A 13356-nucleotide genomic window follows, 5' to 3' on the forward strand; every position below is an offset into this window, starting at 1 on the left:
AGAGGCGTTGCCTTAAATGTAGAGGCGTTGCATGCAACGCCTCTACATTTTGTAATGTGGGGACCTAGCCACTTGCTTGAATTATGATTAGTATATTTGTATTGTCTTGAGTCCGGAGACGACACTTATGGGTATCAGAGACAGTTACGAGAATGGTGTATTCAGCTGGGTCGATTTGATGACCACCGACCAGGAAGCTGCTAAACAGTTCTACACAGAATTGTTTTCCTGGAAGTTTCAAGATATGCCGGTGGACACAGGTGGTGTGTATTCCATGGCATTCAAGGGTGAGCGCCCTGTAGCCGCGCTGTTTGCCAGACCCGATAATATGCAACAGGTCCCGCCCCATTGGAGTAGTTACATCACAGCCCATGATTTAGAGGCAACTGTAAAAAGTTGGCAAGACCATGGTGGCACAGTTGAAATGCCCATCTGTGACATTATGGACTCAGGTAGGATGGCCATGGTGAAAGACCCGACGGGAGCCATTGTGGGTCTTTGGCAAGCCAAAGACTTTTATGGTGCCGGTCTGGTCAATGAGGTCAACACCTTCTGTTGGACAGAACTGCAAACTCGAGGGGCAGAGAAAGCAGCGGAATTTTATAAGGCTGTTTTTGGCTGGGATCTTGAGGTGGATGAAAAACCACCCAATTACATTTCAACTAAGGTGAAGGGCCACGATAACTGTGGCATGTTTGACATGGATAAGGCAAAGCTGCCTCCAGAGATTCCTTCGACTTGGGCGGTGTATTTTAATGTTGTTGACCTGGATGAATCTCTAGCAATTGTGAATCGTTTGGGTGGAGAAGCCTTGATGGACCCCATCGATATTGAACCGGGGCGTTTTACAACGGTAAAAGATCCGCAAGGGGCGATCATAGCCTTGATGCAGGTAAACGACCCAGACGATTAAATTAATCTCGTGTAGGGGCGTTTCATGGAATGTCCCTACACGGGGTGTAAATTGTTGTTCTGTTATTTCAAAAATCTCTCGCATTGATTTCTGAAGTCATCGCCACGGGCTTCAAAATTTGTATATTGGTCAAAGCTTGCGCAAGCGGGAGACAGTAAAACAACTTTTGCCTTGAGGCCCAGTGCAATTTCTTTACTACGTTGCACCGCATTTTCCATGGTGCCAACGTCTTCAAAGCGACCGTAGCCGACATCAATTAAACGCTGGCTAAACTGAGGTGCGGCATCACCAATGAGGAGCACCTGAACCACTTTTTCCTGGATGCGTTCTAGCCAAGCTGTGTCGTCTCCTGCTTTGGCTGCACCGCCTGCAATCAAGATGACGGGACTATTAACAGAGCTGAGACCTACCTCTGCCGCATCGTAGTTGGTAGCCTTGCTGTCATTGATAAAATCTATACCTTCCCAGGTGGTGATGTATTCTAGCCGGTGGGCGACACCAGAGAAGTTTGCGATCGCACTTGCTATGGCCTCATTGGGAATATCCGCAAGCTTGGCAGCCGCAACAGCCATCAAAAGATTTTGCAGATTGTGACGACCTACCATTTTGAGGCTATCTACAGCAAGAATTCTCTCATCTTCATGGATCACCCAGCCTTGTTGGTCAATGTAGGTACTGGGAACTAAGGGCATGATGGCATTGGGACCATCAATGCTTGTCCAATAGCTATTTTCCCAACGATTGGCCAGGGTTTCTCGCAGGCAAGGATCGTCACCATTGAGAACGCGCTTTTCGCTGCGTTCTAATAGAGAAGCTTTAATCCCATAGTAGTTCTCAATGGTTTTGTGGCGGCTCAGGTGGTCGGGGGTAAATGTGGTCCAAACACCAATTTTAGGTTTAGGACCAATGGAGGCTTCGATTTGATAACTGCTGAGTTCTGCCAGTACCCAGTCAGGTTCTGGATCGAGGGCAACCTGACAGGCCGCGTAGCCAATGTTGCCACAGGCTGGGGCATTTAGTTTGGCGGCTTTGAAAATGGCTGCGACAAGTTCGGTGGTGGTCGTTTTACCATTGGTGCCAGTAATACCAAGCCATGGCAAATGGCTCAGAGCCCGCCAGGCTAACTCCATTTCACCAATGGTGATAATGCCGTTTTCTCTAGCCTTCATTAGCCCAGGTGCATCCCAGGGGACACCTGGGCTGGCGACTGCCAGATCCATTGGATCATCGCCAGGGAATGTGTGACCCAGTTTGACGTCAATGCCTTCAGCGGTCAATGTCTCCTGTTGGGCAAGCTGGCGTTCGCCATTGTTGCGATCGCTAACCACAACGTGCCAACCTTCTTTTTTCAATAACCGGGCTGCAGCCACGCCAGACAGCCCTAGGCCGATGACATAGGCAATGGGCTGCGATTCGGACTGACCTAGCTTGGCTGATTCCATGGTTGATTCCCTGCTATCTCAAGTCAGTAAATGTAGCAGATTAGATGGAAGAGTGGGCAGTAGAGAGTGGGCCGTAAAGAATAAAGGAAATTTTTTGGCCCTGCTCTAATCTGCTAAAGCGTTACAGTTCAACGTTGCCTACATTAACTAGGATATGCGTCCCTAAAACTTATGAAGCAGATTTAGTTCTGTGAAGCCTGTTCACTGGGAATCACTCCCCTCCCTGTCCCTATTCCCTAGCCTTTAACAATCGCCCCAAAATCCGCCAGTACCCTGGCATGGTTGCGCAGTAGACTCAGCAAATTCAGTCGATTTTGGCGAATGGCAGCGTCATCATCCATAACCAGTACGCTATTGGGACCATCAAAGAACTCAGCCACCACCGGAGCCGCTTTCTTAAGACCGTCAATTAACTTTTGATAGTCACGCTCTGCCTGAGCAGCTTGGGTTTGGGGCACTAACTGTTGCAGACTTTCGTGGAAGGCTGTCTCGGAAGGAGATTGGAAAAGGCTGGCATCAACAACACCTGCGGGGTCCAGAGTAGCGGTGTCTAGGTCGCCCTTGGTGGCTAGCTTAGACGCCCGGTTTACAGTTTCGTAGACGCTGGCGAGGGTGCTATTGGTGCGGATTTCCTCAAGGAAACGGGCGCGAGCGCGAGCATCGAGAAGGCTGCTCAGCATGCGCTGACGGTAGTCAAGGTCCCCATCACCGACGACGGCATTGACCAAGTCGTAGTCAATGGCCTCATCGTCTTGCAGTAGGGTCTGTACACGCTGGGCAAAGAAATCCTCTAGCTCGTGCTGCAGCTCATCGACATTGACGCCATCACGGTCGGCAGCAAAGCTGGCAATCACATCTGTGAGCAATGTACTCAGGTTTAGACTCAGCTCACCCGCCCAAATGATATGGACAACAGCGTTAGCGGCACGACGCAGGGCAAATGGGTCGGAAGACCCAGTTGGCTTCATGCCCAGGCTGAAAATGCTCACCAGGGTGTCAATTCGGTCGGCGAGGCCCACCACCTGACCGGTTAAAGTCTGGGGCAGGCTGTCCCCTGCACCTTTGGGTAGGTAATGCTCAGAAATAGCCGTGGCAACGGCGTCTGGTTCTTGGCTGTGGCGGGCATATTTTTCGCCCATGATGCCTTGCAGCTCAGGAAACTCGCCCACCATTTGGGTGACGAGGTCGGCTTTACAGAGCAGGGCAGCCCGATTGGCAAGCTCGGTTTGGGTAGCGTCCAGGTTGAGTTGGGTTGCGATCGCACTCGCCACACCCACAATTCTGTCCACCTTCTGGCGCACGGAACCCAGCCGTTCCTCAAAGGTAACCATCTCTAACTTAGGCAGGTAGTCCGCCAGGGTTTGAGTACGGTCAGCATTAAAGAAGAACATCCCGTCTGAAAGGCGGGCACGAATCACCCGAGCATTACCCTCAGCAATGATGTCCGATTTTGCCGGGTCACCGTTAGAAATGGTGATGAAATTTGGCAGTAAGCTATCGCCCGACTTCAGTGGAAAATAGCGCTGGTGGCTTTCCATCTCGGTAATGGCCACTTCAGAGGGCAGTTCCAGAAACTCATCATCGTATGTGCCAACAACGGCAGTGGGCCACTCCACCAGGTTAATCACCTCATCCAGCAAGCCTGGGTTGACAATAGCTTCGCCGCTGACTGACTTCGCCGCGTCTTCCACTTGAGCCACAATTTTCTGGCGACGCTCTTCAGGGTCCACATCCACATAGATGGACTTCATGGCGTCAACGTAGCCGGTGGCGCTCTGTAGCGTAATCGGTTCGGGATGGAGGACGCGGTGGCCTTGGGAGGTGCGATCGCTATTACACGTTTCAGACCCATTTGTCAGCGTAATCGGCAGCACCTGGTCATCCATCAGAGTCACCAGCCAGCGCACCGGACGAGGAAACTTCAGATCACCATCACCCCAACGCATAAACCGCTTACCCTCTAGACCCAGAATCCATTGAGGTATCAACTCAGCCAGAATTTCAGTAGCCGCCCGCCCAGCAATTTTCTGAGTGACAAAAATAAACTCACCCTTTTTAGTTTCACGAATCTCAAAATCATCGATGCTGACACCACGGGAGCGAGCAAACCCCTCAGCCGCCTTAGTCGGTTTCCCCTCCTTAAAAGCAGCCTTCACAGATGGACCCTTGGCTTCCTCTTCACGGTCAGGCTGACGCTCAGGTATCCCGTTCAGCACTAATGCCAACCGCCGTGGCGTGCCATAGAACTCAATGCTCTCCGGACTAAGCAACTGCTCCTCCAACTCCGCAGGAATCTTCGCTTTCCATTGTTCAAGAGCATCGCTAACAAAACTAGCTGGGAGGTCTTCAGTACCGACTTCAAGTAAGAAGGTCGCCATGGGTGCGCTAAAAAGGTCGAGTAAAACCTTAGTATTATGGCAGGAATAAGGAGTTGTGGAACGTTGACTTCGACTCCGCTCAGTCAACGTCGACACTCGAGGGCTAAGCGGAGTCGAGTCATACTCCGAAGGCTAAGCGGAGTCGAGTCATAATCCGAGGGCTGAGCGGAGTCGAAGCCCGGCGCTTCTATTAATCAGGAAACTTATCCGAACATAGCTCCCCACCGACACCCCAATTCTCCTTCTTCACATCCTCAATAACAACATATATAGACTGCTCACTACAGCCCGCAATGCGAGCAGTCTCGCGAGTCAGCACCTTCACCAACTCCCGTTTTTGCTCAATGGTTCTACCAGGCAAAATCTCAACACGAATAATTGGCATAGAACGTCAGTATTGGGATAGTCAGCCTCACCAGAGTAGACCGAATACCCATAAGTTCCCAATGCCCATCAACGTCTATTTATCCTTCTGAACACTGAGTTGAGCCTCTAAAGCAAGCCAATCCTCATCTGTGGCAGCTTCCCAAAGCGTTAGGTCTTCCTCTAGATCATCATTCAATGGTTGCACTGCCTCATCTAATTTGTGGCGCTGCAGCAGAAACTCCACAAAATCCAAAACCTGATGCTGGCTTTGTAAAGGTAGCTGATTCACCCGTTGAACGATGGTATCAGCGATAGTTTGTGATTTTGGGCTCTGTATTGAATTGTCAGGGAGGCGACTCATAGGGGAACTCCACGGGGTGGTAAATGTGCGCTAGTGAATGAATGAGATCGCAAACGACTACCTACAGTTGCAAACGCCATTTTCAAGACCTTCCATAGTCAAGACGTGATGAGGCCACCACATCGTTCCTTTGCGCTATTTGCTAGCCGATTGTTTGCGCTGCAGCAAAATCAACCCAGTAGCGATGATTCCCATGCCCACTACCGAACCCGGCTCAGGCACAGATACCGAATTTAGTGGGTTAGACGGATCCGTCAGATCATCCTGACCATCCTCCACTTCACGGTCAAAGCGATCAGCAGCAGCCTCAGCCTGACGCAACAGCTCTCGCTGACGGTCGTTAACTAAGACAAGCATGGAGGAATAGGGCGTAACGATTTGGGTCCGCTTAGCAACGGCGTGTACCCCATCCAAATTCTCCAACTGGGTCATGTCTGCCGTACGACTACGCTGCAGAATCATCTGCCGTGCAGCCACAGGGGCAAACTCATTTGCCTGAGCAGTGCCATCATTGGCGGCCACAGCCCATTCATAACCATCGATCACATTTTTGTCTAAACGCTGTAGCACAGCGGTAACATCCGTGGCCACTCCGCCACCGCTTGCTTGGATGGCCTCTAACAGTTTGTCGTCATAGGCAGAGGGTAGCTGATGGCCCATGTGCACTAACCACAGGGGCGCAGACAGTTTGGGTAGCTCAAGCTCCTCTTCCGTTAGCTCGTAGCTGCCTGCATCGGTCAGCAACAAGATAGCGTCGTAAGTTTTTGGTAGGCGCTGTGCCTCAAACTGTTGCAGCATCTCTGCCGGTTGCAGACTGCCGTAGGGAACAATCAGGTCCAAGGAGTTGAGATCGTCGCTAGGTGTCAAGGTCTCCCCAGTGGCCGTTGTCCGATAAAAGTCTATGGTGTTTTGCGTTTGGATCGTTTCAAGCTGTTGCAAGGCTTCAGCATGGGCACCGTTATCCATACTGTAGGAAGTGTCTAAGATAGCCGCGATTCTTTTTCCGCCTGGTACGACAGTTTTGGCTACCGGTGTTGCCGTAACCTGATAGCCTTCCGCTAGCTGCACCTGGTGAGCCGTGGGTTTGGCCTTCTTCCTAGCCTGAAGGGTGGGTTCAAACCAGGTATCTTCACTCACCAGGACGTTTTTGCCCCGCCGCTGATGAATAGTTTTGTCAGTCCAGAAGATATTGCGTTTTTCGGTGAGCTGGGGCAAAGGCCAGGCACCGTCTTGCTGGAGTACCTGATAGGTCATCCATAGGTGTAGCTCACCAGGTTCTTTTGTAGATACGGCAGCAGGAATCGGAAAGACACGCAGACGATATTGACGGGGACCAACTTGTTCCAGTAATGCCGGGTCTTCTGCCCGTTGGGTTTCTGCCCGTTCAACTTCACCTTTATAGACCTGTTGGGCAGCACCACGGGGCGATACGGTGAAGGGAAAGCGAGAACCATCTTTCGCTTCGGCCAACCAGAGACCCGTAATGGTGGCACTTTCCGGTAATGAGAAGCTGTAGAAAATCTCTTGGGCGTCAGCAGTTTTGTTTTCGTATTGCTCGTAAACTTCAAGTTCAGCCCAGTCGCCATTTTCTTCTACAGTGACTGTCTGTTCTGCCAGACGAATGACCTTTTGGTCCAGGTTAAGCACACCAGCCTGGGTTTCGTCTCGGTTGGCGGTTGCTTGGAGGGCGTTACGGATTTCGGTGCGTTCTGCCTTTTGAATGGACGTATCAAAAAAGCTGGTGTAGAGCGCTTCTGCTTTGGCATCATCGTTGCGATCGCCTTTATACAAAAACGGTGACAGCAGCCCATTATGAAAGTCTTGGAATACCTGAGCATCGGTTTCTGGCATATCAAAAACCGCCTTATACATTTCCCTCAGCTGATTGCTTTCTTCAGCAGTACCGAGATAGCGATAGCGGAACAGATAGCCGTGTACTAGCCCCTTGCGAATAGTTTCTGACTGTTTGACCAGGGTTAAACGGTCAGCTGGAGTTTGCGGTGCAGGTCCATCTAACAAGCTAAAGGCTTGGGCCTGGGGCTGGGGCAGTTGCAATAGCCCGAAGAGCAAACAGCTGATGCCAACGACAACGCCAGTAACAGCCCAGCCATGGCCGTGCTGTTTAGTAAATGCTTTACGAATGCGATGCCAGGAGAGCACATAAAAATTGACGAAAACGTAGGGCATGGAAACAAGCACCAAGGCGCTTGAACCCCATAATACGAGAAAGAGAAAACCGACAAGAATTAAGTGAGGCTGGCTTAGCATCCGGCCTATTTCTTGTAGCCACCACCACCAGTCAATATTGAATAGTCCCGTTATGGTGCCGTAGATCAGAACGCATAGGGCAGGCACGGTGTAGAGCAGCAGTAGTGTGCCTGCATACAGACCAGTGACCAGGATTAAGCTGTGGCCAATCATTTGTGCCCAGGCCAATCGCGGTCGGTAGGCGGCATAGCCAGCCAGAGTTTCGATGGCAAACATGGCAATGGCAGCCAACACCGTCAGTAGGATATGGGCGCTGGCGGGAGTGGTATCACGAATAAGGAATAACCGCAGCAGGCAAAGGCCAAATAGGGGCACCTCCACACCGTAAAACAGCCGCATCAGTAATATCGGATGTTTGCGCAGCCATTTGCCGCCGACCACGGTGCAGATTGGGGGTACCACCAGCATGCCAAGAATGCTAGCGACAAAGGCGGGTGGAATTTCGCCCATGCGAGCGGCTTCAAGGATAGGGAGTCCTGCCACTGGCAGTAGCCAAAAGTAGATAAAGCCAATAAAGGCAATGTTCCAGACCCAGAAGATAGTGTGAGATAGCCAGTGGAGCGCGGTTTTCATGACTTATGCAAGGAATAACGCAGACTGTTTGGTTTGACACAACCCGGCTAAAGGGCTTTACGGGCAAAGGCTGGAAACTTTATGGGGATTTCACGTTGAGACTCAAAAAGTTAGCAATACTTTGCCACCTAAGGATTCCAAGTTTTATTAGTGTAAATATACTCCCCCTGGAGGGAATGAGGTGATTCCTAGGGGTGTTGGAGGTGCGTAGTGGAGTCTTGAAATTATTTGTGGTTAATAAAAATTTCTCTTCGTGGGAAGGCTGTTGCGAAGGCGGGGTGGGTTTCGATTGCTAACACTAGTAACCGAAACCCGCCTCGCGAATTCTACTGGGAACGGAAAAGTCGTAGTAGATGTCCTGAGTAGATGATTGCTGGGTCGAGACAGAATTCTGACCTGGCTCAACTAGCAACTTAAGTACTTTAACAACTGCTCGCTGGACACTATGCCGGATCGAGACCATGGGCTTATGTGTCCACTAGCGGTTACAAAATCTGAATTTTGAGGTAAGAGCATTGGCTGTGGGTGGATATGGCCTGCTAGCAAATCAAAGGATTGTAGGGAGGTCCTTGTTTAACCAAATTCATCAATTTTTTCTGGTTTCAGGTCTACAGTAATGTTTCTCCATATTTCAGCTTGTTAATCCTTTTGCGATCTAGGAAAAAGCTGGCTATGGTCTAAACAGTTCTTCCTAATCAAGAATTGCTGATGGCTAGTTTGAAAGGGTTTTGGCAGTTTCTCAATACGGATATAAAAGATATTCCGTGGGGGGAATTGGCCGAAAAGGGAATTGAAACGGTTAGTGCTAGCCACGATTTAGGTGAAAAGTGGGAAGAACATAAGTCTGACTTAAACCAGCTAGCTCCCTATTTTGAAAAAGTCGAACCGTTTTTTAAGGCTCTGAGCGACCCTGATGCTCAGATGATCATTTCAGGGCTGCCGTTTGTTTCTATTGGTATTGGCCTCCTGAGACTATATCTGGGTCTCAGCAAGACCGAACCTACGTTTGAAAGTTCTGTGTTGATCGTGGCACAGCTGGCCTACTTGCAGAGTTTAGAAGCAGTTTTGGAACAGATTACAGATACTGCTATTTCTGAAAAGCTGGCAAATATGTCCCTAAAGGTTCTGTTGGAGAAACAGATTGCCCGGTTGGATGCTGAAAAACTTAATTCTAGTGAGCTGAAAATAGTCACTAGTTTGTTTAGGGAATCCAAACTAGCGGAGCATTTCAGCGCGGTGCTTTCGGAACAATTACAGCAAGCTAAGCTAGGTCAATCTGAAGTTCAGCGGTTAATAGATCAAATAACTTGGGGGACTTATCAATATCTGTATCAAGCTATCGCTGAGGCAGGAGAAAGTATTGAACCGCTGGCGGAGCTTTATCGTATCGGAGGGCAACAGAAACAAGATCGTCAGGTCAGTATAGACAGCTATCTAAAAAATGTAATTGAACCCTTGCCTAAGGAGCAGGTGTTTGATGAAAGTGATCCGCTAGTCACATTTAACGACATCTATGTTCCCCTTAATGTGCAACCTTTGACTCAGTCAGGGGAGAGTATGGATGCAGAACCTCTAAATATTCATGCCTGGGCGCAAAATATTCTGGAGCGAATAGGCCCTCGTAAGGTGATGTTTATCCAGGGGGATGCAGGTCAAGGAAAGTCCGTGTTTTGTCGCATGTTTGCCGATTGGGTGCGTCAGAAACTCAGGTTTTCATATATTCCGATTTTTATCCGGCTACGCAGTCTGCGTGTAGTGGAAAACAATCTCACGGAGACATTAGAAACCTGTCCTGATTTAGAGCCTATTGAGTTTGTTGGTAAAGAGGGATGGTTAAAAGATAAAAATACTCGATTTTTAATTATTTTGGATGGTTTTGATGAGTTGTTGCTCCAAGGGCTTGCCAGCGGTGGATTACAGGAGTTTCTACAGCAGGTTTCAGATTTTCAAGAACGCAGCCATCATCAGTGTTTGGTAACCGGCAGGCCCCTTGCTCTGCAAGGGATCGAACAACGCATTACGCAAAATAAAAGCCTGGAGCGGGTCAAACTTCAACCAATGGACGATGCTCTACGAGAGCAGTGGTTGACTAACTGGCAATCTATCTTTGGAGAAGCAGAAGTTACTCAGTTTCGTACATTTTTAGAAGCTTGTCCCGAGGAAATTTCCAACAATCTAGCCCGAGAGCCACTGTTGATCTACTTGCTAGGGCGACTCCATCGTGAAGGTCGGCTAACTAGTGAGATGTTTGCAAATGCCCAGCAAGAAAGTCAGGCAAAGCTAAGAATCTATCAAGAGTCGGTCAATTGGGTACTAGAAAACCAACGTCAGGATGAAAACCGACGTCTGTCTGGATTAGATGTGGATGATTTGCGAGAAGTGCTACAGGAGGCCGCGCTATGCGTAGTGCAATCAGGTAATGAAACCGCTCAACTGACTATGCTGAAAGCACGCTTTCAAGATAGCTCTAATTCTGTGGCCGATTTACTCAAAGAATCACAGAAAACAACTGGGCAATCAGACGATAAAGCGCTCAATAGCTTACTGACAACGTTTTATTTACGGCCTGGAGAAGGAGACAAGCGGGGATCAGTGGAGTTTGCCCATAAAAGCTTTGGTGAATATCTGTTTGCGGAACGTTTAATGGCAGCACTTGAAAACTGGACAGATCTTGATAAAAGAAAAAAACGGTTTCTTTTGGATGACCGTACGGTGTATAGCCAAATCTATGATCTGTTGGGATTTAGTGGTCTAAGTGTTGAAATTATAGAATATTTGTTTGAGTTGCTAGACGAAAGTGAGATTGACCGAGTCAAACTTTTTCAAAGACTACATATATTTTATGAGCGTTGGTGTGAAGGAGAGTTTTTGAATTTGGGGCCTACAGAAAATCTACCACAGCAAAAGAAAATACAGCTCAGTAACCAAAATGTTTCCACTGGCCTCAAGCAAATTGATATCTGTGCAGGGTTAAACGTGTTAGCTATCTTGTTTAAACTTCATGCGGAGGCTCAGGCTGTAAACTATCCAAAATTATCAGTAGAAAGAAAATCTAAATCCAAGATCTGTTTTCATCCCTGTGGAGAGCCTGATACAGAGGCATTTGATGAGGACAAGCTACTTAAAATTATTCATTACGGAGATTCTTTAGGTCCAGATACATTTACTCGTATTGTTGGACCACATTTGTCGAATGCTAACTTTTACAGCACTAGTCTTGATAGTGCTAACCTTTTCGGTGCTAACCTTTTCAGAGCCAACCTCGCTAATACTAACCTTTTTAGAGCTAACCTTTCCAAAGCTAATCTCTCTAGAGCTAACCTTTCCAAAGCTAATCTCTCTAATGCTAACCTTTCCAAAGCCAATCTCTTCAGAGCTGAGCTCAATAATGCCAACTTCTACAGCGCTAACCTAGATAGTGTGAATCTATCTAGAGCTAGGCTTTTCAATGCATATCTCTCCAGAGCTAATCTCTTCAATGCTTATCTCTTTGGAGCCTATCTTTCTAAGGCTGACCTTGATAGTGCTGACCTTGATAGTGCTGATCTTAATAGTGCTTACCTTGCTAAAGCCTATCTCTACAGTGCCAACCTCTACGGTGCCAATCTCTACAATACTGATCTTTCTAGAGCCAATTTTGATAATGCTAACTTATATAGCGCTAACCTTAATAGTGCAATTTTGCTAGGCACTAAACTGCGTACAGCTCAAAATTTGACTCATAATCAACTTCAAGGCAAGATACCTCCCTTCATTTGTAATTCGACTCTACCTTCAGGGTTAGAGATCTATCAAAATCGCGATTGCGATCGCTTACCGGCTATCTTGAAAGCAAGATATTCTAAAGTTCTTGATTCGCTTGAGGCCGCGCAAAAATTTATTAACGATCAACATACCCCCTAAGAAAATAGTCTAAAAGACGACGAATCAGGTGTCATTAATTTCCTTAAAGTGATCAATATAAATCTCCTCTATAGAGCCTTAGGCTAAATCTATTCCAAACACCCAATCCTTATACTGATCATCTCGTCCTTCTGTAATAGCTGAGAGTTTTTCGCGAATTTTATCGGTGATGGGTCGCACTGTTGATAGCGTGTAATTCTCCACCTGGCGTACTGGGGTTACCTTGGCTGCAGTACCGCTGAGAAATACTTCATCGGCAATCAGCAACTCTGATTTATCTACAGGGCGTTCAATGACATCGATACCTAAATCTTGAGCGACCTGGAGTACGCTGTCACGGGTGATACCTTCTAGAATGTCCTGCTCAAAACCGGGGGCAATTAGTTTGCCATTGCGCACAATAAAAATGTTCATCCCTGAGGCTTCGCTGACTTTACCTTGGGAGTTCATCAAAATGGCTTCGTCAAAGCCTGCTTCGACGGCCTCAGTCTTGGCTAGGGAAGAGGTAATGTAAGCGCCGCTAATTTTGCCTCGCAACGGCAGACTGCGATCTTCCTGGCGATACCAGGAACTAACCCGACAACTGACACCCTCTGGTGAGAGATAATCCCCAAGTTCCAGACCATAGACGAAAAAGTCTTTTTTTACGTTATGTAGTCGAGGGGCAATGCCCAGGTCTGAGGTGTATACAAAGGGCCGAATGTAGAAGGATGTTTTGGGGCTGTTGTGCTTTACAAATTCTGTAATTACATGCTGAATTTTGTCCGCTGGTAAATCAAAATTCAGCAATCGAGCACTTTTACTTAGGCGGGTACAGTGGCGATCTAACCGAAATAGCAAGACCCGATTTTCATTCTGAGGATCGGGAATGCCGCGTAAGCCACCAAAGGCACCTGTACCGTAGTGCAATGCATGGGTGGCAATGGAAATTTTGGCATCTTCAAATGGACAAAACTGACCCTCAAAATAGGAAATCGGCAGAAAGTTGTGCATTGGCTCGGCAGCTTCAAGAAATTGTTCTACCTAGGATAGAGGAGTTCTTGAGTAAACGGAAAGTTGGTAGGGGGTAATGTTGGGGTTCCTTAAGATTTTGGAGAGGGAAAGTTTTGAGTTCATTAGGAGTAAGCGATTAATAGAATCTGGAACGTCTTT

The 13356-nt window shown here is 48.1% G+C and carries 8 protein-coding genes; 2 read left to right on the plus strand and 6 right to left on the minus strand.

The genetic code is table 11. The features are described from left to right. The first annotated feature begins 127 nt into the window (after window positions 1-127). Window positions 128-913 (plus strand): VOC family protein, encoded by a 786-nt coding sequence (locus QGP82_RS04840; RefSeq protein WP_163669090.1) that lies wholly within the window; start codon window positions 128-130, stop codon window positions 911-913. A 62-nt stretch (window positions 914-975) separates the two neighbouring features. On the opposite strand, the gene murD is transcribed toward QGP82_RS04840, so the two are convergent. The 5 genes from murD to QGP82_RS04865 all read right to left on the minus strand — a co-directional run bounded on the left by murD (window position 976) and on the right by QGP82_RS04865 (window position 8301). Next, window positions 976-2355 carry a UDP-N-acetylmuramoyl-L-alanine--D-glutamate ligase gene (gene murD, locus QGP82_RS04845; RefSeq protein WP_163669092.1) on the minus strand — a complete coding sequence of 460 codons (1380 nt, stop codon included), beginning with the start codon at window positions 2353-2355 and terminating at the stop codon, window positions 976-978. 236 nt (window positions 2356-2591) lie between these two features. After that, a complete protein-coding gene (glyS, locus tag QGP82_RS04850; RefSeq protein WP_499057382.1) occupies window positions 2592-4733 on the minus strand; it encodes a glycine--tRNA ligase subunit beta in 2142 nt (713 codons plus the stop codon). A 190-nt stretch (window positions 4734-4923) separates the two neighbouring features. Further along, on the minus strand, window positions 4924-5118 hold the full coding sequence (locus QGP82_RS04855) for a 4-oxalocrotonate tautomerase (RefSeq protein ID WP_499057383.1): 195 nt from the start codon (window positions 5116-5118) through the stop codon (window positions 4924-4926). A gap of 75 nt (window positions 5119-5193) precedes the next feature. Further along, window positions 5194-5460, minus strand: coding sequence for a hypothetical protein (locus tag QGP82_RS04860; RefSeq protein ID WP_499057385.1), 267 nt, complete (start codon window positions 5458-5460; stop codon window positions 5194-5196). A gap of 135 nt (window positions 5461-5595) precedes the next feature. Beyond that, window positions 5596-8301, minus strand: coding sequence for a TIGR02921 family PEP-CTERM protein (locus QGP82_RS04865; RefSeq protein WP_499057387.1), 2706 nt, complete (start codon window positions 8299-8301; stop codon window positions 5596-5598). Between the two features lie 708 nt (window positions 8302-9009). Between QGP82_RS04865 and QGP82_RS04870 the strand changes: the two genes are divergently transcribed. Beyond that, window positions 9010-12204: a pentapeptide repeat-containing protein gene (locus tag QGP82_RS04870; RefSeq protein ID WP_499057389.1), complete on the plus strand. Its 3195-nt coding sequence runs from the start codon at window positions 9010-9012 to the stop codon at window positions 12202-12204. A 78-nt stretch (window positions 12205-12282) separates the two neighbouring features. Here QGP82_RS04870 and QGP82_RS04875 read toward each other — a convergent pair whose 3' ends face one another. Continuing rightward, window positions 12283-13197 carry a branched-chain amino acid transaminase gene (locus QGP82_RS04875; protein WP_499057391.1) on the minus strand — a complete coding sequence of 305 codons (915 nt, stop codon included), beginning with the start codon at window positions 13195-13197 and terminating at the stop codon, window positions 12283-12285. Window positions 13198-13356: the final 159 nt, after the last annotated feature.

It is taken from the genome of Leptothoe sp. LEGE 181152 (genome assembly GCF_032906605.1).
GTDB classification, from domain to species: Bacteria; Cyanobacteriota; Cyanobacteriia; order Phormidesmidales; family Phormidesmidaceae; genus Leptothoe; species Leptothoe turfae.

Excerpts from the sequence above, each read along its gene's own strand:
- QGP82_RS04855 (WP_499057383.1), bottom strand. The coding sequence starts at position 5,118 with ATGCCAATTATTCGTGTTGAGATTTTGCCTGGTAGAACCATTGAGCAA.
- QGP82_RS04875 (WP_499057391.1), bottom strand. The coding sequence starts at position 13,197 with ATGCACAACTTTCTGCCGATTTCCTATTTTGAGGGTCAGTTTTGTCCA.
- QGP82_RS04870 (WP_499057389.1), top strand. The coding sequence starts at position 9,010 with ATGGCTAGTTTGAAAGGGTTTTGGCAGTTTCTCAATACGGATATAAAA.
- QGP82_RS04860 (WP_499057385.1), bottom strand. The coding sequence starts at position 5,460 with ATGAGTCGCCTCCCTGACAATTCAATACAGAGCCCAAAATCACAAACT.
- glyS (WP_499057382.1), bottom strand. The coding sequence starts at position 4,733 with ATGGCGACCTTCTTACTTGAAGTCGGTACTGAAGACCTCCCAGCTAGT.
- QGP82_RS04865 (WP_499057387.1), bottom strand. The coding sequence starts at position 8,301 with ATGAAAACCGCGCTCCACTGGCTATCTCACACTATCTTCTGGGTCTGG.
- murD (WP_163669092.1), bottom strand. The coding sequence starts at position 2,355 with ATGGAATCAGCCAAGCTAGGTCAGTCCGAATCGCAGCCCATTGCCTAT.
- QGP82_RS04840 (WP_163669090.1), top strand. The coding sequence starts at position 128 with ATGGGTATCAGAGACAGTTACGAGAATGGTGTATTCAGCTGGGTCGAT.